This is a genomic window from Exiguobacterium sp. BMC-KP (genome assembly GCF_001275385.1).
Classification (GTDB): domain Bacteria; phylum Bacillota; class Bacilli; order Exiguobacteriales; family Exiguobacteriaceae; genus Exiguobacterium_A.
Map to the genome: position 1 here is coordinate 1,983,149 of NZ_LGIW01000015.1, position 23,213 is coordinate 2,006,361.

A 23,213-nucleotide genomic window follows, 5' to 3' on the forward strand; every position below is an offset into this window, starting at 1 on the left:
ATGGAAGAAATGTATCGTTGGAACACTACAATTTCATATCGAGAAGGGCAAACTTACTGAAAAGTAAGGGCGCAAAGACATGGGTCGTCGATCTTCGGATACCGATCGCCAGTCTGCAATGCCGCAGCCGCTCTCTGATAATTAATCAGGAGGCTATCAACATGGGTATTATCTCACTCAAGCGCATGACGTCTATTTTGTGCATTCTTTTATTAGGAGTGTTCTTCATGTCGTCATTAGACGCAAAAGCAGAAAAATCCAATCCATTAGACACTGCGAAGTCGTACAAAGTCTACTACGACGCACCGTCAGCAGCGAAAATCAAAAAGATGCAACAGTACGATGTCATGATCATCGAACCGGTCTTCTATTCCGCTGCACAAATTAAACAGATTCAACAAAACGGTACAAAAGTATACGGCTACATCAACACGATGGAAGCAGATAACTGGAATACGGATTTGATGGGGCAACTCGTCGAGTCAGACTTTTTCCACCGCGATGGTCAGCGGATTCATTACGCTGAATGGGATTCGTACTTAACGGACATCACATCGAAACACTACCAAGCTGTTTTAATGAAAGAAGTCGAGAAACAAATCGTCCAAAAAGGGCTAGATGGCGTTTTCCTCGATACAGTCGGCAACATCGATAACGAACATGCCGATCAACCCGTCATTCTCGAACAACAACGGGTAGGAATGACGAACTTCTTAAAATCACTTAAAACAAAACATGCGTCTCTTTCGCTGATCCAGAACTGGGGATTTGGAACGTTGAAATATCATACGTATCCTTATATCGACGGTATCATGTGGGAGAACTTCAATTATTCAACGGTCGCCAACGATCAGTGGTCAAAGGATCGGATGACGGACCTCCAAAAATTGAGTCAATCTCAAGACATTAAAACATTGACGATTTCTTCTGTACAAGGAGCTAAAAGTGCGACACTCGCTCAAAAAAATGGATTCCTTCACATGAAATCAAACGTCGATTTGAATTACAATAAATTCTAAACACTTTCATATACCACCTTATAAAATGACAGTGACTCCCATCACTTGTCAAGTATCTGGCATATGCTTTACTTCGAAGATGAAGGACCATTTCCCTCTAAAATCTGAGGAAAATGGTCCTTTTCGTCTCCACAAAAATCCATTATGTCAAATACTGATATACAGTATTTGACACTAGCTGTTTTTAATTATATATTTTAGAAAACTATTTGTATAGATTGGATGTCTTATATATGATTCAAGATTGGATGATTCAAGGGTGCATGATTTTCGCACTGACGTATCTCCTTTTAGCCACATACCAACTGATTCGTAGTAGAAATAGTGAACGTGTGGGTACCATAATCCTCATCCTCTGGTTCGGGACTTACATGTTAACGATTGATGTTTTACTTTCATCACAGTCTTTGATTTGGCAGGTCATTCCTTTCGTTCTATTAGCATATCATCGAGAAAAAGGACCGTTTCTTAGCCTGACGCTCATCACGCTTATCCATACATGGATCAACGCAAACATCGATGCTGTACTTCTTGTGTCAGCAGGGATCGTGATCCTCACGTTACTTTTACGTCAAAAGACACATCTCGCTTTACGCTTTGGTGTACTTCATCTTTTCATCGGAAGTACACTACTGGTTTTGCTACCGGATCAAACACTACCACTCGTCGTTTTTCATGGGAGCCTTACGCTTTTGATGTACGGCATATTCCTTTATCTATTGCCACTCCAACAACGTCACCGGAAGCAGCTTGAAGTCTATCAACATCTAGCGGAGTATGACGCGTTGACAGGTCTTGCTAATCGACGGGCATGGGAATTACGCGCCAAGACGCTAGCCGGTCAATCTTCGACCTATCACTTGATCATTCTCGATTTGGATCAATTCAAGCAAGTAAACGATCAGTACGGTCATTCGAATGGCGATGCGGTCTTAGAACAATTTGCAAAAATCCTTGAGCGCAATACCCGTCCGGAAGATTTGGTCGCCCGTATGGGTGGAGAAGAGTTCATCGTACTCCTAACGGATTTGACGCCAGAACAAGCGACTACCATCGCAGAACGAATTCGCCAAGAAGTCGAACGGCATACGTTCCGTCTATTAGATGGCTCTTCGATTCATGTTACGACGTCAATCGGACTGTCTTCCGGAAAGCGAGACATCCCTGTCCAGCACTCGATGGAACTATCCGATAAAGCCCTGTATCAAGCCAAAAAATCGGGACGAAACATCGTTCGAATCGCTAGTCATCTGTTGTGAAAAGACCTTTAAGGGGTCTTTTTTTAGATTCTCCTCTAAAAAATTCAGCTATGGAGACCATCTCATACTTTCTTATACTTTTGTAACTATCAAAAAAACGTGTACACCAACTCGGGTATACACGTCTGATTCACTGGAATCGTTTCAGAAATTCTTTTAATTCTTCATGCATTTCAGGATCCTTCATTGCATATTCAATCGTCGTCTTGACGAAACCGAGTTTCTCACCGACATCATGACGGCTCCCTTCAAAATCAAACGCATAGACTGCTTGATCCGCGTTCAATCGTTCGATTGCATCAGTTAATTGGATTTCGCCTCCGGCTCCTTCTGATTGATTTTCTAAATAATCAAAGATATCAGCCGTCAAGACGTACCGTCCCATGATGGCAAGATTCGAAGGGGCGGTTCCCGGCTCCGGTTTCTCGACGAATCGGCGAACCGGATAGAGTCGTCCATCTTTATCGACCGGATCGATGATCCCGTATCGGTGTGTTTCACGCGGTTCGACTTCTTGGACACCGATGACGGACTGACCGGTCTCGTCATAGGCATCCATTAATTGACGAATCGCAGGTGTCTCCGACTCGACGATATCATCGCCGAGTAAAACGGCAAATGGTTCGTCCCCGATGAATTGACGAGCTGTCCAAATCGCATGACCGAGTCCTTTTTGTTCTTTTTGGCGGACATAAAAGATATTTGCAAGATTCGTCGAGGCACACACTTTCTCGAGTAAATCTGTTTTTCCCGACGCCTGAAGCGCAGCTTCTAGTTCATATTGATGATCGAAATGATCCTCGATCGCACGCTTGTGTTTTCCGGTAACGATGATGATATCTTCGATTCCTGCAGCCGCAGCTTCTTCGACGATGTATTGGATCGTCGGTTTATCAAGAATCGGTAACATTTCTTTCGGCATGGCTTTCGTTGCCGGTAAAAAGCGTGTGCCAAGCCCCGCAGCTGGAATAATGGCTTTTTTAATTGGTTTTTTCATTGTATTCGCTCCTTCGATCATTCAGTATGCAGCCAGTTCAGCAGGTTGCGGTAATTTTCAATACCCTTCGTCTGATATAACGTAGGTTTCGTTTGTACGTGTGTGAGCGGTCGTTCGACGATGTCGACCATTTTTTCTGCAAATCCCGTGACATCCCCTTCAGGTACGAGGTATCCGTTTTGACCATTTTCGATGATTTCACGCGGTCCGTACCGAACGTCATAGGCAATGACAGGACAGCCAACATTAATGCTTTCCATGACGGTTAGCCCAAATCCTTCAAATCGACTCGTCAATAACGACGCACGGGAAGAAGCAAAGACTTGGTCCGGTGTCGACGTAAAGTCATGAATCAGAACATCTTCTTCGATGTTGAGCAAGTACATCATCTGTTTCATCAAGGCGAGTTGTCCATCCTCATCTGCTCCGTAAAGCGCAAGTTTCGTCGGGTGACCCGATCGTTTGAAGATGGCATAACTGCGGAGTAAATGCTCGAGTTGCTTTTGTTTTCCAAAACGTCCGATGAAACAAAACTGGTCCTCTACATGCGTTCGATCGATTTCAACTGGTTCGATTGAATGCGGAATGACTGCGAACTGATCATCCGGTATCGTAAAACGCGCTTGAATCTCGTCTTTTTGATGTGTCGTCAAAACGAGATACTTCGATACGCGTGCCGAACCTTCGAGCGCAATCTGATAGGATTTTTTGATTCGTTGCTGATTCAATTCCAAATGGGAATTATGGAACACGAGGATATTTTTCGTCCGCGCCTGACAATGGAGTAAAGGCCAGTCAAGCAAGCGCGCATCATTGAAGACGATGTCCCCATCAGTCAAACGATGATTAAAATAGTGCAAGAACAGATCCTTTTCAGTCTGAAATGTATGGACGGGACGTTCGTGTTGGTAGGTTTGAATCGAAATCAATTTATTAGATTTTTGCTCCTCATAATGCTTTTCACAATAGATGCGACCTTCTTGGTCATAAAATTGTTCATGAATTTTTTTGTGTGTTCTCGGCGAGTATCGAATCTTGCGATGTAGTCGACCGTTATCGTTATATTGCCAGCGTTCGACTTTTTTCTTCGATGCAGGACTCATGAAGTCTTCAAACGAAAGACGATCACTCTTTTCGTGATACTTTCGGTACAAAACGTACGTCTCATCCTCATAATAACGGACCGTATTGACGTCGCTCTCTACTGCGCGTAATCCTTCAATTTCTCGAGGGGTTACATCGGATACCTGTTCATCGAATAATCGATTGCCAGAAAGCCATTCGTATACATTCTCAATTCGCGTCGTCTCGCTTAAAATATTTTTTTCTCTAAAGGTTTGTACGATACGATCGTATGCTGCATCATAGTTAGTCGTAAGGATCGTCGTCGCATAGCCAAGGTGTTTTTCAATCATTGCAATTCGACTGAGGAGCGACTTCGTGCGTCCCCCATGTTGCGCCGGCAATGTCGAAGTCATCGTATACAGCATGATTCACACTTCCTTTTTTCCGTTCTCCGAACTACTCTCTGTTAAGACAGACAATCGTCTGTTTCTTGCTAATGTTTTAGCATCTTTTATTATTTCCAATCCGCCTCTCTCAGAAACTTCAACGAGCATATTGCTTACTCTTCCCTCTTTTTCAACGGTTTGACAGCCGGTCCTTCCATCACTGACCCGTCGTGCGCAAAGCGCGAGCCATGGCAAGGACAGTCCCATGAGCGTTCGGCCGCATTCCACTTCGTATCACATCCCATATGGGTACACGTCGTTGAGACGAGATGAAGCCTTCCGGCAGGATCACGATATCCCCCGACTGTCTTTCCATGATGTCGAACAAGTCCTCCTTCGTCAGGCTGAAGATCTTTTGCGTCACGGTGTGCTTTTGATAATTTCCCTTTTACGAGTTCGATTGCAACATCCGCGTTATTCTTAACGAATTGGGTCGCATCCACTGCTTTTAGTTTTGATCGTGTAGGATCAAACAAATGTCGAAAACGATTCGGTGTTCCGGTTAAAAGATCACTGAGTAACAGTCCTGCCGCAATACCGTTTGTCATGCCCCATTTTGCAAATCCAGTTGCGACAAAGACATTCGGATTATCTGCTGTCATTTGACCGACATACGGGATGTGATCAAGTGTAATTAAGTCCTGCGCCGACCAAAAGCGGTCGAACGTGTCCACTTGAAAGGCGTTCGTTGCAAAATCGGCTAAGTGCTGATAACGTGCCATCGTTTCCGTTTCGTGACCCGATAAATGATTTTCACCACCAAACAGTCCTAATTGACGACCGTCCGAAGTACGTGTATGTCGTAAAGAACGACTTGGTTGATCGGCACTCATGAACATACCGTCAGGAAACGAATCGTCGACGAATCCTGAGACGATGTACGATCGATGAACTTCAAGCTTCGAAAAATATAATCCTTTAAAGTCGTGAAACGGAAAATGGGTTGCGATTACAACCTTCTTAGCTTCAATACGATGTCCATTCTCAAGGACGATTGTCGGTGTTCGATTACTTTCAATCGTTGTCGCCCGTGACTTTTCATACAGTGTCCCACCTTGCCGGACAAAATGTTCTGCTAAGCCCTGTAAGTACTTGACGGGATGAAACTGTGCTTGATTGCGCAAAACGACCGCTCGTTTAACGGTGTACGGCAACTTCTTCTGTACTTCGTCTGTCGCATCGCCACCGTTCATCTCAAGACGAGCATACGCTTTGATTTCGCGATCCAGTGCACTCTCTTTTGAAGAAGAGACATACAGATACGCGTCTTGGGTTTCAAGCTCACACGCTAGATCAAGACGTTCGACTTGATGACGAAGGAACGTAATGGCTTCTTCATTTGCTTGATAGTAGAGTCGCGCTTTGTCCTCTCCTACACTTTTGATCAATTGATCATAGATCAGACCGTGTTGAGACGACACCTTTGCCGTCGTGTATCCAGTCGTACCAGCGGCCACCTCTTCTGCTTCAATAACACCTACGTCATACCCTCGTTCTGCGAGTTGCAAAGCGGTGACTAAACCGGCAATGCCAGCTCCAACGATGACGACATCGTGTTTTGTATCTGTCTCAAGGGATGGATACGATACACAAGCAGATGATGCTTTCCAATACGATGACGGGAAACCGGATAATTCAGACATACAAAAACTCCTCTCTCGAAACAAGCACAACGATCAACTTCGATAGTATTAGTGCTTCCCTGTCTGCGATAAAACATGCACAAAAGATATTTTTTATATGAGAGAGTAGTCCGAAGTTTTTGGATCTTAAAGATGAGCAAAGAAAAACAGCCCCTTTTTAATTAAGAGGCTGTCCATATTCATGAGCTTAATTTATCCGCTTGACGTTCCAGTAGTCCAAGGCGACGAATCTTTTTCTCTTCGACGACCGCGACAATTGCGAGGGCAATCAATCCGAACAGTAACGCGGCATTGAAGATAACGAATGTGTCACTCCAGCCGTGCAACGTAACGGAACCGATCGTTAGACCGTTCGTTTCCGGGTCAGCGATTTTTGCTAGACCGACTTTCGCGATTGAATCACCAAACAAGTAGCCGAACGTTCCGACCATCCCGTTCGTGACCGTTGTCGCTTGTTTCGGTGCGAAGCTGATGACCGAGACACCAATCAAAAGCTGTGGTCCATAAATGAGGGCACCAAGAGCGAACAGTGACGCATAGATAATGACTTCACTCGTACCGTAACGATAACCGAGGACCGCGACTCCTGTCAGCAAAAGACAGATCGCTGCGACGAGTGCGCGACGTCCTTTGAGTAAGTCGGACACGTAGCCCCAAATCATACTGCCGCATAATGCACCGATTTCAAAGAAGAAAATCGTATTAACGGCGCTCTCCGTGCTGAAATGCAAGTGTTCCGTGACATAGAGTGGTGCCCAGTTATCGATCCCGATCCGGACGATGTAGACGAAGACGTTTGCGATACAGAGCGTCCAAATCCATGGGTTTGAGATGACGTACGTCTTGAAGATTTGCCACTTCGTCATGCTTTCAGCAGCGATGTTCTCTGGTTCGATCGGTTCCTCAAAAATTTCCTCACTCCGGTTCCACCCGAGTTCCTCCGGATCATCCTTCCCGATGAACAGACCGACGATCCCGATGACGAGTGCGATCACTGCCGGGAAGATGAACATCCCGACGACACTTCCGTTGAAGAAAACGTTTGCTCCCCAAAGCGCAAGACCCCCGGCAATCGCTCCACCGATGTTGTGCGAGACGTTCCAGAACCCAAGGTAGCGTCCACGTTTTTCAAACGGTGTCCAGCGGGCAATCGTCGAATACGACGATGGTCCCCCGACCGATTGGAAGAAACCACTGAGTCCCCAAAGGACCATCAAGAGACCAACCGGACTTCCACCAGCGCTCATCAAGAGTCCCATCGCGGTGACGATCAATGAAGACAAAATCAATAAGAACGAGATGACACGTTTCGTATTTTTCCCGTCAACGAAGTACCCGAGTAACGTTTTCCCGATCCCGTACGTAATCGAGAAGGCAAAACCAATATATCCGAGTTCTGTCGTCGTAAAGCCGAGTTCTTCCTTCAAGAGCGGTTGTGCTGCCTTGAAGTTGTTCCGGATGAGGTACATCGCCATATATGAGAAGAAGACGACTAAAAAGGCCTTTAAGAATTGCTGTAACCACTGTTTGCGTTGTACTTCGATTGGTATGCCGGCATTCGGCAATTTTTTGATGCTGAAGAAGCCCATCTTCCATTTCCCCTATCCTGAATCAGAGTCTTCGCATCATTTGTCTTGAAGCTGATTGAATCGACGGAGATAGTCCCGGTAATCGGCGACGATATCCTGCCCGATATTTTGCTGGATCGGTTGTGTCTTCGCAATCGCATAGGTCGGCGTACCGAACGAAACTTTCCGCAGGATGGCTTGACCGTCAGTCGAAAGTACAAAACGCATGAAGGCATTCGCCTGCTTCTGTTGCGTCCGTCCTTTAAGCTTTGAGATTGCGTTGATCGAATACGTATCGAGCGGGATACTTTTGACCGGATAATACTTTTCGCGTAGCGATTGTTGATCGCCGATGAAATTGACCCCAAGCATGGCTTCCCCACTGGCGACATACGACGTTGGTGCAAAGCCGTTTGCCGTGAATAGTCGCGTTCGCTCGATTAGCTCGCGTAAGACATCTTCCGCCTTCGTCCCGTATCCGTCAAAGACCGCTTGTAGAATCGTCGCGCCGGTACCGGAATGGTTCGGGTCCGGCAAAATCAACTCGTCCTGATACCGCTTTGCCGTTAAGTCAGCAAGCGTCTTCGGATACGGCTCTGCCCCGAACCGATCGTTCCAGACGTCGGTATTGATGACGATCGCTAAGCGTTCGACTTCATAACCGATCCAGTAGCGATCCGGATCCTGCAGTTCCGCTTGATCCATGTCGCTCGGAAACGGTGTCGACAAGCCGCGTTGTTTGAGCGTCTGGTGGGCATCCCACGTTCCCCCGATGATGACGTCGGCGCGCGGATGATCCGCTTCCTTCGTCACGCGACGAACGAGTTCTTCCGTCGAGAGACGCACGAACTCATACGTACACCCCGCCTGTTCACAATATGACGATAGCAAGGCCCGACCAATATCCTCTTTCGCGGAAACATACGCCGTCAAATGCGGAACGGTTTCTCGCGCGGCTGTTCCTTGCTTCGTCTGTTCATTGTTGCGGACGATCCAAGTACTCATGAGACAAATGATACTCAGCAAGAAGAGCATTCCTTTTCTCATCGTTTCGCCTCCTTCCCTGTTGGTAGGAGTTGTCCTTTCAAATAGAAGGTGTTCCCATTGTCATCATCCATGTACTGGACACTAAACAACGTCTCGTATACCGTGATGTTCAGCAGATTGGCACGCGTGTTCTGCTCATCCTTGAACCGCTGGAGCTTGAGAATGCGCGGCTGCCCCTGACTCGCATCAAGTGCCTGACCGACTTCTTCATAGTCCGTCATCGGCTCTGCTTGCGCCAGGCGACGCTTGACGTCTTCACGCTCGCGAGCGGTTAAGGTACGCGACCGTCCCGCTGCATACCATGTTACGACTTCCGCCTCAGCAAACTGACGCGCGAGCTGTTCCGGTTCGTGGTAGGCGTTTAAGAACCGTGCTTTTAATGTTGTCGTTTGGGTGCTGGGACGTTTTGCGACACATTGTCCATTCAGTGTCATGCTTTCCCCGAGCGAGAACGTCCACGTCGTTCCGTTCAAGAAACGAAGCGTCCCGTTAAATGTCGCAGTATCCGCTGGACAGGTCCCGTTTGTCGCCGTCTTCATTTGCTTCAATAGCGTCGTGATGCGCTGGACTTCCGTTCCGTCTTCTACCGTCTGCTCCCCCCATGCCCGGTGACGTAACGTCAACTCGGTCGGGAGCGAGTCATCGGAAGCATTCAGTCGTTTTGGTCCATCGAGGACATGTAAGCGTCCGAAGACCGTCTGCTGAAGCAAAAGAAGACCGAGGGCAAACAAGACCCCCATCAGGAAGAGATAGGCAATGGTCGATGCTTTCATGATTCCTCTCCTTGCTTGATTCTTAGATTACGGGGCAATTGTTTCGTAAATCCGGTCGAAATGTTTCGTAAATGTATCATTTGTAAGCGATTACATCATGTCTGGTTCGCTAACCGGAAGGTCAATGTGATACGTGTTCCGCTTACATCACTTTCAAGTGTGAACTCACCGCCTTGTTCCTGCATCAAACGCCGACAGAGCGGTAGACCGAGTCCATTCCCACTCGCCGTCGTCAGACTATGTTGCTCCTTCTCCCATTCGGCAAGCACCGCTGGATCAACGCCGATCCCGTCATCCGTCATGATAAGTCGGAGGGTCGTATCCGTACTGACTACTGCGAACGTCACCGTCATCGCGTCACTATATTTAACGGCATTCTCGAGAAGATTCAACAAGACTTGCTTCGTCTGATCCGGTTGCCCGAGTACATAAATCGGCGGAACATCCTGTTTGACTTGAACCCCTTGTCCGTCAAGACGCAACTGCATGATGAATAAAGCGTCTGCGAGTAGAGCATCGAGTGCGAACATCGTCGACGTCGCGTGGCGTTCGTTGCGTTGTTGTTTCGCCTGTTCAAGATTATGTGAGACGAGTCGCAGCAAGCGCTGACTCTCGACTTCGATGTAGTGATAGCAGTGTGCCGCTTCGTCCGGTGGCAGTTTCGGGATCAACTCAACATAGCCCATGATCGCCGTCATCGGCGTTCGCAGTTCATGCGTGATGTGATCGATGAACGTTTGTTGGTCATTTCGTTGTTGCTCGAGCTGTCCGATATTGTGCTGAATTGCGTCAGCAAGTGTCGAGAAGTCTGCTGCTAGCCGGTTCAGTTCCTCATACGGATAAGCTGGAAGTGCGTTTGCGTAATGTCCTTTCGTCAAGGCATGCGAGACGCTACGTAAATCGTCGATCGGTCCGATTAACGTCTTCGCCATCCGCCGCGCTGTCCAAACGGCAATCACGATTAACATCAGAAAGACGCCAGTGAAGACATAGGTGAATTGCCGCAGCAGTTCAGCTTCCGTCCGAAGATCGACGAGAAAGCGGACGGACCCGATGATATCGGTCTTGCCGTACAGTGGACTCGAGAAGAACAGTATGGGAACATCAGTCTCCTTGAGGAACAGATAACTCGATTTTCCTTTTAAGGCTTGATCGATGTCTCCTGCAAGTAACGGCAATTGATCGCGCTCTGAATCCGCGAGCAGTTCCGCGTTTGGTCCGAACAATTGAACGCGTGCGTCAAACCGGTCTGCTAAGTAAGAAGCAATCGGCACCGCCGTATCGGCGAGCGAATCCGTCTCTTCGCTTGCGAGGTAATTCGTTGTATAGAGCTCCGCTTCCCGACTCAGTTTTTGGACCGACTCGACGGCGTTCTCATAAAGATTGGATTGGATGAAGGCATAAAGAATCAAAAACAGAACGAGCAGTGCCGGAACGAGAAGCAGGACGAAGTTTTCCGTGATGACTTGGCGTAGCTTCATGCGTCGACCCACTTGTAGCCGACACCGTAAATCGTCTTAATCCGCTCTCCTTGTGTTCCGAGTTTCTTGCGCAAGCGTTGGACCATGATGTCGACGGCACGGGTCTGACCAGAGTAGTCAAAGCCCCAGACCTGTTCGAGCAATTCGTCACGCTCGAAGACCCGTTTTGGATGTGTTAGGAAGAGTGCGAGCAACGCATACTCCCGGTACGTCAGCGGCAACGGTTGTCCGTCGAGACGAATGACTCGTTCTTCCGAATCAACAGATAAGAATGGATCGGTCACGACAGGCACAGGTGGTGCGACCGTCTTCGCGCGTTTCAATAAATTTTTGACGCGTAAGACGAGTTCCGTTCCATTGAACGGTTTTGTCATGTAGTCATCCGCTCCGAGCTGCAGACCGATGATCTTATCGTTCATTTGATCACGTGCCGTCAGCATCAAGATCGGTAAGTCAGGCGTCTTTTCCCGAAGCCGAGGAATTAAATCGAAGCCGGTCGTATCCGGTAGCATCAAATCGAGGACAACCAAATCAAAGGTCTGCGTCGCCTGCAAGGTGAGTGCCGCTGCGCCGTCGGCCGCCGTCTCAACCGTTTGACCATCGAGCTCGAGTTGGAGTTTGACGAGATGCCGGATGCTTGCCTCATCGTCAATGACAAGAATGTGCATAGGAATTCCTTCTTTCTGGACAGGTTTTTCTGTTCCCTAGCGTATCATGGAATCGCTTGCAATCACACCGGATGGACAAACGACTCAAAAAAGAATGACGCGTCTTTTCACACCCTTTCCTCAGGCGAAACACAAGCCAGTTTTCCTGCTTCATTCAAGCAGAAAAGCGGGTCTTGTTTGTCTCTGATAGCGCAAACATGCGTTTTTCCTGTAGGAGTTGTGTGAACGCGTCATTCTTCTTGTTACGAGATGAGGGTGGCTCATGATCTGATATGCTCTCCAAAAAGTATACAGTTGAAATAACAAAAATTAGCTACTTTAATCAATAATCGACTAAGAAAGTGTTTGGATTGGAAAACTGCATACGAGGTCTTTTCTAAAGAGTGAAAGGAGGGAGCGAAGCGGTTCCACTCGACGTTCCGCAATACGGTAGCAATCTTCAATTCATTTTTTTTAGATATGCTTCTTCGAGAATATCTTTCAAGTTTTCACCTCTTTTAGAAATAAAGGAAGTCCAAAATTTTTCTCCAATTTCAGCTAGTTGATTTGGAGAGTATGTTTCTTTATCGAACTTACCCCAGCAACCATCTTCGGTTAATTTATCCCAAAAAATATAGTCAGCAAATTTTCTGTTTTCTGGAGGCACATCAGAACCCATAGATTCCAGCTTAACTAATTCCGGACATAGCCACATTGCAGCACAAACAGATAATAACCCTGCGTGCATCTCATTGTGACCTTCTAAATTTACTTCTTCTAACGCTTCTTCCCACGCTAAATAACGATATGTAGTAATTACAAGTAGTTCTGGATATTTGTAGTTCATATGTTTAACGAATGAAGATTCCCAATATGCACCTCCGTGTCCATTACAAAGGACGAACTTTTTGAATCCTTGTCTGCTCAAATTAACGATTATTTCTTCTAGCATTGTTGTTAAGACTGTTGGACTTACTGTAACAGTACCTTTGCAATTGGCATGTTCTTCTGAAGTATTAAATGGAATAGTTGGTAACACATAAGCGTTTAATACTTCTCCATAGTGCTCAGCATATTTTTCTGCGACCAATGTATCTAAATGCATTGGCAGGTATGGTCCAAATTGTTCTGTCGCTCCAACTGATAAAATAGCAATATCTGTTCCACTGTCACTAACTTCTGTTGTTGAATTTTTAAAACTTAGCATAAGTACCCCCGTTGATGATTTTTATAAAAGTCCTATTTAGAAAGACTGAATAATTCGACTATACCATCAAAAAACCATTTATTGTTAATACGATGTCACACCAATAGTATGGTGTTCTTACATATCCAAATAAAAAATCATCATCCTTGCATGACGATTTCTCACAACGTTACCGTTGCTGCAGAGCTAAGCACGAAAAAACGGTCGATTCCGACCGTTTTCACAAACTTTAACTGATTGATTTGTAGTCATTTGCAATTTTATATTTCCATGCTCCTGATGCATCATATTCTTTGTAGATGACCCCTGATAGGTCATTAGGGAGATCTACGTTTCCTTTTTTAATGCAACCACATTCTCGATACCAAGTTTTGCTACAAAATATCAATGTTCAAAAATGACATCTTCTCGTGCGCGTGGTCTTCCTTCTTGGACACTTAAAGCTCTTCCTAAATCGCATAGAGTGTATAAAACAATAGCAAATCTTACATCTGAGTGAATGGAAAATTGACTTATAATTGTTTGACCTCTATCTGATTCTTCATGACAACGAGAATGCCAATTTCCAAAGAAGTGTTGCGCTTAATTTGACAAACCGTCGTAAAAACGAGTCAACTCAGCCGCAACAAGGCTTCGATGTCTTGATTCATCCCTTTGTACAACTCATGGATCGAAGTGACGATTTCATCGTTGCTTGAAAAGGAGTCTCCAATGATTTGATTCGTATTATAGGAGTTCGCTTGAAGATGATTTTTGAATGCAATCAGATACGATCGCTGCTTTTCATTAAAGTACTCCGGTTGATATCTGACGTGATGTCCTATGCTTTTCACTAAACCGTTCATGTCATTCAATAATTGTAGTACATCCGCTTTACGTACATCTTTCTCATTTAATGCAGAAGAAGCGAGAACGTTCTCCACCTGCGCCTTTATTTTTTCATTGTATTCTTCATCTTCCGACAGAGTCGGAACGTGTGAAGACAACTTTTGAAGGTTGTTGTGATAACGACTCATTGTTTGGTCCGAATCCACTTCAACTTTTTTGTTGATGCTGAGAGTGCTGTACGGATACACATAACGAATGGCTATGGCAGCAACAAACAGTACGATGATTGCAATCACCGTATACCTCATCATATTCTTTTTCAAAATTTGCACCATCCTTGTTGATATAACTGATAGATTATTCAAAAATATACCATTCTTTCACCACTTTATAAAGCTAACCATATTAATTATTCAAGAAACTATTCCTTCAAGAAATAAGCCTATTTTCACCTCGTTCACTACAAAAAAACTACCGAACACCATTGATAGATGGTATCCGGTAGTCTGAATAAGCTATATTGCAGTATATCGCTTATTCCCCTTCATCGATCCGTCGCTGAAACACCAAATGCGCGGACATAGCCTTTAGTATCGTAATCAAACCACAGCAAAGCTTTTTTACTTACGTTGTAATAGTACGTACCCTTTTGGTCGAATCGGAGATATTCTTCTTTTTTAATTTGGAAGCGCATCTTTGCTGGAACTTCATCCTTTTGTAGCGTTTCGTGTTGACTCGGTTTCCCGAGCGTACGTTTGACTTCACTCAGCTTGATTTTACGGTCGTTAAGTTGCGGCAATGTCATCAAGACTCCGACATGTTCCGGGTACTTCGCGCTAAACCGAAAATCGGAATACAGATACGTTCCTTTCAACTTCCCAAAGACGCAACAATCAGTCTGATCGACCCCATAGCTAGCGTCTTTCCCTTTGATCGTAAAACGATCATACAGCTTCGCCTTCGCATCAAGCAGTGTTCCTTTTTCTGCTGCTGCGAATTGTTTCTTCAAGTACGCGGCATTCGACATCGTTTTCGCATCAACCGTCATTGGAACAAGTAATACAAGCACTAGTAGTAGCGCCATACATCCTTTCATCCATTTCATTCGATGTTCCTCCTTTGTCGTGGATTACCGTTACCCTAACACAACTTCTTCATTTTTCCAAATCCATCCATCTGTTTAATTCACATGAATCAAACGTGCTACTCCTTTCGCGTCAAAAGCGAATTGGCAGGTCACTTGTCCGATACGATATTCGTAGACGCTACGAATAGCGTACGTCGCGCGTGTCGTTTTGCCTTCGATGACGCGTTGCGAGTAGGACGTCGCATACGTTTCCTTGAACGTTAGTTTCCCGAATACGGCGCTGACTTCTGCTTTCGTCAGCGTCCGTTTCTCAAGCGATGGTGCGAGCGTGACGAGATCGATCCGATCGATTTGACTGCCGAAGCGCGGATAACGGGCTACAAAATGACGACCTTTCCACTTTCCGTTGAGGACCTTTTCTCCTGTTTGAACGAGGCTACCGGACGTACCTGTCCACGAGACATAACTAGCTCCAACGCGTGGTGATCCTTCAAACCCTTGCTTCTCTTGCATCGCTTGCTTTTGACGTTTCAACCAACTGCTGTCGGAGACAGTCGAGAGCTTCGGTAACGGGATGACTTTTCCTTTGAGTGTCGCAGTGTAGCCCCCGTAAGATGCTCGTAACGTGTAGACTCCCGCTTTTTTCCCATACAGTTTTCCGGACGAGACGCTCGCGATCGTTGGTTGATCCGAGACCCACTTCACTTTTGCCGTGACTTGTTTTTTCTTGCCGTCTGCTTGCGTGACATTGAGAAGAAGCGGCTCAGGTGATCCGACCTTCACTTCTTTGAAGGAAGACGGGATCGAGAGCGCGACCGGTCGCTCGACTAACAGGCGACCATCGTACATGTTCGTCCGCTCACCACCATCGGCATTCGCGATGAGGTAGCGGGCTCCTTTCGTCATGCCGAGCACAGACGAGTAACTGACGGAATCATCCCGATCCAGCGATGTCTCGATCCGGTGACCGTTTTTCTCGAACAAGGAGAAGTAACCGTCCCGTCCCGTATACAAGGCACCGATGAACTTCCCACTCTCATCGACCGCGATATCTTTATACGTTCCGGTCATCCCCGTGATGAACTGTGAGGAGGTGCTTTCCTTAAATTGATGCGCTCCATCATAGACATACAGACGGCGGTCATTCGCCTTCGCGAGTACGAGTGTGCCCTCGCGTCCCATCTCATAGGCGGCGTAGCCGGATGGATGCGTGAGACGTTTTGCGAGCGTTCCGTCTTTCTCGTAGACGTCAACGCTTGTCTCGCTGATGATTGCTAAATAAGCAGTCGACGTCCGGATCGCTTTTGCCCCTGTCGTCTCCTGGACAGAACGGACGGTTGCTGAATCTAAATCGTAAACGGCTGTCTGCTCGACGCCCTCTTGTTTCGCACTCACTGCAAGGAGATGTGAGTCTGGGAAGAAGCGAGCACGAGTGAACGACTGGAGCGTTCCTGCAGGTGTCTTGATCTGGTCGATGACGCGCAGTACGTTCCCCGTCGCATCGCGTACCTCAAGCACTTGATCCTTCACAAAGACGAATCGTTGTTGATCGTCCGATACCGTGAAGTCTTGTATCGGTGCTCCTTCTTCAGTTGACAGTACCTGTAAGTCACGCGCTTGCTCGAAATCGAAGAGTCGTGGTGCTTCATAAGTCCCCCAGCGCCAGACACGCGACTCATCCGGTACGACTTGAAAAGCGGATGACGGAGTGAGTGACGTGACGAACGGGATTTTGACTTCTGCCGACGAATGGATCGACGTCGCAGAATACAATACGGTCGCAGCAAGACCGACGATGATTTTTTTCATATGTAGCTTCTCCTTTTTAGTAGCGTCTTATTCATAAGTATAATGAAATTCTCAACCTTTTCCTTCTTTTTCCAAAAATAAATCTTTTTTCGAACACGTTCGAGGATAAGTAGAGTTATCCGATACAGCCGTCTGATTTCATGCGGTTTTTCTCGATTAAAGAAGAGGATTTTTTCTGTATTTAAGGGTGAACGCATCGTAAAAGATGAGAAAACCGTTGGCACGATTCAAAAAAGTGACGTTGAAAGCCGAGGATAACTCTACTTATACTGAAACTACCGCGGAATACATAGCAGATATGCATATCTCGTAAAAGGACTCCCTCCGATGAATGAACTTCTTCGCAACTGGCTCCCCCTCATCAACTCCCTACTCTCCCGCCTGTCGATCCACCCGAATGAACAGGATGAATGCCGGCAAGCCGCTTTGCTCCGTCTCTGGAAATCGATCGAGGATGGCAAGACGTTGACCGTCACTTTCGTTCGGATTCGCGCGAAAGGCGCGATGCTTGATTACCTGGCAACTCGTAACCGGACGCTCGCAACAGAAGTCGTCTCCGACGCGTTACCGGAACGCCCGCGCAACCCACATTTGTCGTTCACTTACCTGATGAATGAACTCAAGCGTGACTTATCGACGACCGAGTTCACGTTTCTTGAGTCCTTGATGAATGGGACGGAAGAGACGCTCGGGTACTCGCACGCCCGGCTCCGGTCCTTGAAATCCGAACTCCGTAAGAAAGTCGAGTACTTGCTCGGATGATGGTGTTCTATGAAGAACGATTATTAACGTTGATCGAACAAGGACCCTACAGTCCATTGACGAAAAAAGCTTACCGGAGCGACGTCCGTCATCTGTGTCGTAACGTGAGCCGAATCGATGTTCCTTCGTTGCAACGGTACGGCACCTTACTACGAACGTCGTATGCTTCGACGACTGTCGCCCGTCGTCTCCACGCCCTGTCGACACTGTTCGACCAACTCGTTACTGAACGCGCCTTAGCACACAATCCCCTCGCACAAACGAAACGTCATCCCCCGATTGCCCGTCGACGCCCCCGCTTTTCGTATGATGATGTTCGGTCCGTCCTCGAACGGATTACGGACGAGACCGTCTACGCGTTCTGTTTCTTACTGCTCCATACGGGACTTCGTTTCGCCGAGGCACATGCTTTACGCCTGACGGATGTCGATTGGGACACGAAGCAACTATTTGTTCGACATGGAAAAGGAGGACGCATGCGTCATCTGCCGTTACATGACGAATTGCATCGCGTCTTATTGCGTTATCTTGAGACGACGTCCGTCTCTTCGCAGGAATTGTTTTCAACGGAGACGGGTCGTCGCTTCCCGGCAGAACGAATTCGGTCGACGTTACGCGAAGCGAGTCTAACGCAGCTCGGTCGGATTCTTCGTCCGCACGATCTTCGTGTGACCTTCGCGACCACGCTCTACCACGAACATGAGACAGACGTATTGACGATCATGCGTCTACTCGGTCACCGGGACGTCCGGACGACCCAACACTATATCTTGCCTTCCAGCGATATCGATCGTGCCTCGGTCAACCGACTCAAGCCGACAACGTATTGAGGATCTCTCGGATTCGGTTCGTACGACTCCGGATATAGCCGACGGTCGTCGTCGGATGCGCATGACCGAGTAAGCGCTGAATCTCAACGATCGTACAACCTCCTTCATGATGCAGATAGGTCGCATATGCGATCCGGAGCGCATGTGGTCGGAGCGGTGCACCGCTCAAGCGCAGGGCGGTGTCCCGAAGAATCACACGTGCCGTCTGTTCATGCAGATAGCATCCGGTCACAGACTGAAACAGAATGCCCTCTTTACGCTCACCGAGGAAATGCAGTAGACGATGCGACAACATGATCCCGATTGGAATCGTACGTAGGCGGCGTCCCTTGCCGTAACGGACGAACAGCGTATGCGTTTTGAAATCAATATCCGCAACGGACAACAGACGTGCCTCAGTGAAGCGGAGACCGGTCTGGCAAATCACTTCGAAAAACAAACGATACACCGGGTCTTCGATGCTGCGGACAATCGATAGTCCTTCTTGTAAATCGTGATAGGTCTCGTCCGGAAAACGTTGATGCGTGATCGGTGACACGTCATGCAGTGGATTCCGTTGCAACCTCCCGGCTCGGACAAGCACATTCCCGAGTGAGCGCAAGGCATGGAACCGTCGTAGAATCGTCGACGGCTGATAATTCAGACGCATCTGATCGAAGTAGTGCTGGAGCGACGCGATCGACCACGAGACACCGGCACGTTCCATATGCCGGACGTCACTACGGTAGGCTTTGATCGTCGGTTTTGCGAACGTCGGATGTGAGATGAGATATTCGTGCAAGTACTCGTCGTGTTGCATGGAAATTCCCCCTTCAGCCAAGTAGTTTCATCTGCTCAATTGCATCAGTTTCTGACCTGCTTAGACAACAGGAGTCCATCTTTTGCTAGATGGACTCCTGTATGTATTCATAGTGACATATGATCTGCGACTTTGAAGGTTTTTTTCTTATAGTCGTAACTCATGAGGACCATCTTCCGTCCACCCGTCGAAGTCGGGAAAACATACGTCTTATACGATGACTTCTCTGCACCGATCGTAGCGAGGTCCGCTTTCGATTGAATCGACGACCAATCCGTCGCCTCGAGTCCTGTCCACTCCCCAAGTCCTGTTCCAGAAAGAATCGCATCGAGTTGCTTCGCTGTCATTCCTTTTTTAACCTTTGCGCCCCTTGCCAGCTTACGTGTGCTTTCACGTGCAGCAGACTTCGTATTTTCACGATAGATATCAAATGACTTTCCGATCAACCGATAGACCGAACTGTTCTTTTTCGTCATGAAGATGAGTGACGTATCGCTATCTCCGTTCTTGCCATTCGTGAAGTAGTAGAACTTCGTTTTTTGACCGTACGAGATTTCCGTCGACTCGGCTTGTTTCTTCAAAACCGTACTGCCACTCTTTTTCACCAGTTGTTTTTTATAATCTTTACCGTATAAGACTTTTGCCGCTTCCGTCATCGTCATACCGGTCTTTAAGTTCGTATACTGTGTCGTGTACTTCGTTTCCTCTTTCGTAGCAGCCGATGCACTTCCAGCACATACTGTTGCGCCTGCAATCATTGCTGCAAGTAACGTTGTTGTCATGCGTTTCATTCAATCATCCTCTTTCTTCTGTTCATTTCATGAATGCATCATTCACACCTCATCTCATTATAATGGATTTAATGGTTTTTTCTATCTATTTTTCCTTTTTAGTTTTTATTTTTACATTTTTATTCAATTTTTATCGTTTTTTCATGACCTTTATTTCAAAATAACACTCAATTCATACGCTGGATGATCGAATTTAGTACTTTTTGAAAATAAAAGAAACAAGTATGTCATATATTTGAAATTTAGACCAAAATTACTATTCACTGAAACTTTATGAGTATATGTTCCTTAAATTGTTGAATATTAATTACATGTTTTAAACTAACCTATACCAATGATTCAGAACTATAGACCTACATAATATACCTAATAAATACCATTTAATATAACTATGTTAAAAATATTACATATTTTCCATAATAAAAGGGTAATTTTATTTTATACACCTGAGATGCACGTTCATCCATGCACACTTTAGTCTATTGATTTAGAGGAGGTTGTATTGATGAAAAAAGGGTTGGCGATTGTTCTGAGTCTTCTTCTCATCTTGTCTTATGGGTTGACCCCATTGGGTGCTTCTGCCGCTTCTTCGAGTAGCGTCAAGACCGTCTACTCACCGAAGTATCTCGTTCACTACGGTGGCGTGAAGTATGCCAAGAAAAAATTGACGTATCCAAAATCCGTCAAGGTCAAGCTCTCGAACGGGAAGTATGCGTATCGATCCGTCAAATGGAATAAGGTCAGCTTTGATAAGAAGTACATCGGAAAGAAACAGAAGATCAAGGGAGATGTCTACGGTACATCAAAAAATGCGTACTGGTATGTCAAAGTCAAAAACTATCCAGCGAAGGTACTTGCTCCGAATGTCATGACCGTCGGAAAGAATCAACCAGCGAACTTGCCGACACGTCTTTCAACGATTTTCGAGGGTGGACAACGCTACTCGTATCCGCTCAAATGGAGTAAGGTCTCAACAGCTTCATTCGGTACGAAAAATCTGACGTACTCGACAGTCGGACGCAACCTCGAAATCTACGGGGCTGCCAAGCTGAAAGTATCCGATGTCGTCCAGTCGATGCAGAAGTACTATCTCGTCTCGTATGGGAAAAAGATTCGGGCAACCGGCAAAATTCTCTATGAAGCAAAAGGTATGAAGAGCTACCTCGTCATTATGGATAAAAAGACGGGTGAGAGCACGAAGATGTATCTCAAGCTCGACAAAAAAGGTCACTACTACGTGACAAGTCAGGAACTCGCACCAGGAGACTACACGGTCTACATCCTGTCGGGTTCGAAAAAGACGAAATCCGTCACGATTACGATCAAAAAACCGATCACGGAACCAACAGATGAACAAAAACGGGAACTGCTTCAAAAGTTACTTCTCGTCATCAACGTCTCGAATCCCCTATTAAGTGACATCGAGTTCCCAGAAGTCGATGGTGTCACGTTCGCGGTCGATTCAGACAATCCAGCCGTCTCAAGTAGCGGAAAAGTCACGCGTGGTGCGACCGATCAAACCGTCAATTTTGCGATCAAGGCGACATTTGGCGGTGTGACGGAAAGTAAATCGTTCTCGAACATCCTCGTTCCACGAAAAGATCTATCGGACGAAGAGTTGATCGACTTTACACTTCAGAACTTCACGATTGCCAATCCACTCAAAACGAATATCACATTACCAACGGCTGAAGGAATCTCGTTCTCGCTGATTTCGTCGAATGAAGCCGTCGTCTCAAGCAACGGAATCGTCAAACGCGGAATGGAAGATAAACAAGTCGACTTGACGTTACGCGCGACGAAAGGCAGCTTGACAAAAACGAAGAGTTTCCCGAACATCCTCGTCCCGAAAGTCGACAATGCGACAGATAGCCTGTTGCAAGACTACCTTGATAAACTCGATATCAAGAGTCCGGTGACGAAAAATATCATCCTTCCAGCACTTCCGGGTGCTACAGTATCCATCACATCAACTAAACCTAGCGTCATCTCAGACACAGGTATCGTCACACGCGGTATGACGGATCAAACCGTCTCGATCGTCGTCTCGGTCACAAAAGACGGTATCACGAAATCACGTGATTTCTGGAACTTAACGGTTCCAAAACAAGATGCAACGACAGATGAATTACTTGATCTTTACTTGTCTGGTTTGACAATTAGCAGTCCGTTGACTACGAACTTGTCGCTCACTCCACCAGCTGGTGTAAACTTGTCAATCAGTGCATCAGATCCAAATATTTTATCGAACACAGGTATTTTGACGCCACCAGATGTCGATAAGACGATTTCTGTGACAGTTAACGTCTCTAAAGACGGCATTACGAAATCACGTACGTTTACGAATATCCTGGTACCGCTCAGTCTTTCAGCAGAGTTAGATGCTGCACTAAATGCAATCAATCTGAATCTGTTGAACTTAACAGGTAACGTCAATCTGCCAAGTAGTTCAAAAGGTATTGCCGTTCAATGGACATCAAACAATCCAGATGTCATCTCGAACGACGGTGTCGTGAAAGGTGCATTGAACTTACAAAACTTCACGCTCAAAGCAAGCGTCACAAAAGGTGGCATTACAAAATCGAGAACGTTCTCAGGAACAGTCGCAGCCAATCTTGGACTATCGTTTAAAAACGATATCGCAAAAATCAAGTCGAGCGTCGGTACGCTGAACGTTGGCTACAACCTCAACCTTCCGACTTCACTGAATGGTTCAGCGATTACTTGGACTTCAAGTGCACCATCGCTATTAAGTAGTACAGGCGTCATCTTGAACGACTCTAGTTCAACGCCATTTACTCTGACAGCGACATCTGGAGGGACGTCAGAAACGTTGAATCTCGCTATCCAACGCCCTTCTGGTGGTTTGTTAAGTGGCGTCGTTGATTTACTTGGGAATGTATTAAATCCTGTCGTCAACACTTTAGCTAGCGGTCAAGGAACAGCAACACTTCCGAAAAGTTACGGTGGTCTTCTTGGTATTGGAGCACGTGATATTACGAATTGGAGTAGTTCACACCCAGATCTCGTGACGATTCAAGGTTATAACTTAACTGTAAAACGTGACGATTTTGACCATCTCGTCGTGCTCTACGCAGACTATGAGGGTCTCGACAAACCCGTTCCGGTTCTTGTCAAAATTCCTAAACGTTAAT

General features: G+C 46.4%; 19 protein-coding genes, 1 pseudogene and 1 riboswitch. Of the genes and pseudogenes, 5 read left to right on the forward strand and 15 right to left on the reverse strand.

All coding sequences use genetic code 11. The features are described 5' to 3' along the window. Positions 1–36 precede the first annotated feature (36 nt). A riboswitch (cyclic di-GMP riboswitch) is annotated at positions 37–121 on the forward strand. A gap of 106 nt (positions 122–227) precedes the next feature. Together ADM98_RS15935 and ADM98_RS15940 are read left to right on the forward strand one after the other, a co-directional pair. Beyond that, the gene (locus ADM98_RS15935; protein WP_235504915.1) at positions 228–1,019 is read left to right on the forward strand and encodes an endo alpha-1,4 polygalactosaminidase; all 792 of its coding nucleotides are present in this window, start codon (positions 228–230) and stop codon (positions 1,017–1,019) included. A gap of 371 nt (positions 1,020–1,390) precedes the next feature. Continuing rightward, on the forward strand, positions 1,391–2,278 hold the full coding sequence (locus ADM98_RS15940; protein ID WP_160315952.1) for a GGDEF domain-containing protein: 888 nt from the start codon (positions 1,391–1,393) through the stop codon (positions 2,276–2,278). A gap of 130 nt (positions 2,279–2,408) precedes the next feature. Here ADM98_RS15940 and galU read toward each other — a convergent pair whose 3' ends face one another. The 13 genes and pseudogenes from galU to ADM98_RS16000 form a co-directional block, all read right to left on the reverse strand. Beyond that, a complete protein-coding gene (gene galU, locus ADM98_RS15945) occupies positions 2,409–3,275 on the reverse strand; it encodes a UTP--glucose-1-phosphate uridylyltransferase GalU (RefSeq protein WP_053454345.1) in 867 nt (288 codons plus the stop codon). 17 nt (positions 3,276–3,292) lie between these two features. Beyond that, on the reverse strand, positions 3,293–4,765 hold the full coding sequence (locus tag ADM98_RS15950) for a glycosyltransferase (protein WP_053454346.1): 1,473 nt from the start codon (positions 4,763–4,765) through the stop codon (positions 3,293–3,295). A gap of 134 nt (positions 4,766–4,899) precedes the next feature. After that, complete coding sequence (locus ADM98_RS15955; protein ID WP_053454347.1) at positions 4,900–6,429, reverse strand: FAD-dependent oxidoreductase; 1,530 nt, start codon at positions 6,427–6,429, stop codon at positions 4,900–4,902. Between the two features lie 179 nt (positions 6,430–6,608). Next, entirely contained in the window at positions 6,609–8,018 is a 1,410-nt protein-coding gene (uhpT, locus tag ADM98_RS15960; protein WP_053454348.1) for a hexose-6-phosphate:phosphate antiporter, read from the reverse strand. A gap of 36 nt (positions 8,019–8,054) precedes the next feature. Then, positions 8,055–9,044: an ABC transporter substrate-binding protein gene (locus ADM98_RS15965; protein ID WP_053454349.1), complete on the reverse strand. Its 990-nt coding sequence runs from the start codon at positions 9,042–9,044 to the stop codon at positions 8,055–8,057. Beyond that, positions 9,041–9,817: a DUF3919 family protein gene (locus tag ADM98_RS15970; protein WP_053454350.1), complete on the reverse strand. Its 777-nt coding sequence runs from the start codon at positions 9,815–9,817 to the stop codon at positions 9,041–9,043. The genes ADM98_RS15965 and ADM98_RS15970 overlap by 4 nt, the downstream gene beginning before the upstream one ends. Before the next feature lie 95 nt (positions 9,818–9,912). Further along, positions 9,913–11,298, reverse strand: coding sequence for a sensor histidine kinase (locus ADM98_RS15975; RefSeq protein WP_053454351.1), 1,386 nt, complete (start codon positions 11,296–11,298; stop codon positions 9,913–9,915). Continuing rightward, the gene (locus ADM98_RS15980) at positions 11,295–11,966 is read right to left on the reverse strand and encodes a response regulator transcription factor (protein WP_053454352.1); all 672 of its coding nucleotides are present in this window, start codon (positions 11,964–11,966) and stop codon (positions 11,295–11,297) included. Before ADM98_RS15980 ends, ADM98_RS15975 begins: the two co-directional genes overlap by 4 nt. A gap of 439 nt (positions 11,967–12,405) precedes the next feature. Further along, positions 12,406–13,152, reverse strand: a complete 747-nt coding sequence (locus tag ADM98_RS15985; protein WP_053454353.1) for a creatininase family protein — start codon at positions 13,150–13,152, stop codon at positions 12,406–12,408. A 384-nt stretch (positions 13,153–13,536) separates the two neighbouring features. Next, a pseudogene (locus ADM98_RS17750) lies at positions 13,537–13,686 on the reverse strand (TIR domain-containing protein); the annotation flags it as partial. Between the two features lie 77 nt (positions 13,687–13,763). Then, on the reverse strand, positions 13,764–14,291 hold the full coding sequence (locus tag ADM98_RS15990; RefSeq protein ID WP_160315953.1) for a hypothetical protein: 528 nt from the start codon (positions 14,289–14,291) through the stop codon (positions 13,764–13,766). A 233-nt stretch (positions 14,292–14,524) separates the two neighbouring features. Further along, positions 14,525–15,085 (reverse strand): hypothetical protein, encoded by a 561-nt coding sequence (locus ADM98_RS15995; RefSeq protein WP_053454355.1) that lies wholly within the window; start codon positions 15,083–15,085, stop codon positions 14,525–14,527. 75 nt (positions 15,086–15,160) lie between these two features. Then, a complete protein-coding gene (locus tag ADM98_RS16000) occupies positions 15,161–16,876 on the reverse strand; it encodes a hypothetical protein (protein ID WP_053454356.1) in 1,716 nt (571 codons plus the stop codon). Positions 16,877–17,203: 327 nt separating this feature from the next. On the opposite strand from ADM98_RS16000, the gene ADM98_RS16005 reads away from it, so the two are divergent. Together ADM98_RS16005 and ADM98_RS16010 are read left to right on the forward strand one after the other, a co-directional pair. After that, positions 17,204–17,638 (forward strand): sigma factor, encoded by a 435-nt coding sequence (locus ADM98_RS16005; protein WP_053454357.1) that lies wholly within the window; start codon positions 17,204–17,206, stop codon positions 17,636–17,638. Next, positions 17,635–18,468 (forward strand): tyrosine-type recombinase/integrase, encoded by an 834-nt coding sequence (locus ADM98_RS16010; protein WP_053454358.1) that lies wholly within the window; start codon positions 17,635–17,637, stop codon positions 18,466–18,468. The genes ADM98_RS16005 and ADM98_RS16010 overlap by 4 nt, the downstream gene beginning before the upstream one ends. Here ADM98_RS16010 and ADM98_RS16015 read toward each other — a convergent pair. Continuing rightward, entirely contained in the window at positions 18,449–19,267 is an 819-nt protein-coding gene (locus ADM98_RS16015; RefSeq protein WP_053454359.1) for a tyrosine-type recombinase/integrase, read from the reverse strand. The genes ADM98_RS16010 and ADM98_RS16015 overlap by 20 nt on opposite strands. Before the next feature lie 107 nt (positions 19,268–19,374). After that, on the reverse strand, positions 19,375–20,058 hold the full coding sequence (locus tag ADM98_RS16020; protein WP_053454360.1) for a hypothetical protein: 684 nt from the start codon (positions 20,056–20,058) through the stop codon (positions 19,375–19,377). 505 nt (positions 20,059–20,563) lie between these two features. On the opposite strand from ADM98_RS16020, the gene ADM98_RS16025 reads away from it, so the two are divergent. After that, positions 20,564–23,212 carry an immunoglobulin-like domain-containing protein gene (locus tag ADM98_RS16025; protein WP_053454361.1) on the forward strand — a complete coding sequence of 883 codons (2,649 nt, stop codon included), beginning with the start codon at positions 20,564–20,566 and terminating at the stop codon, positions 23,210–23,212. The last annotated feature ends 1 nt before the right edge of the window (position 23,213 follow it).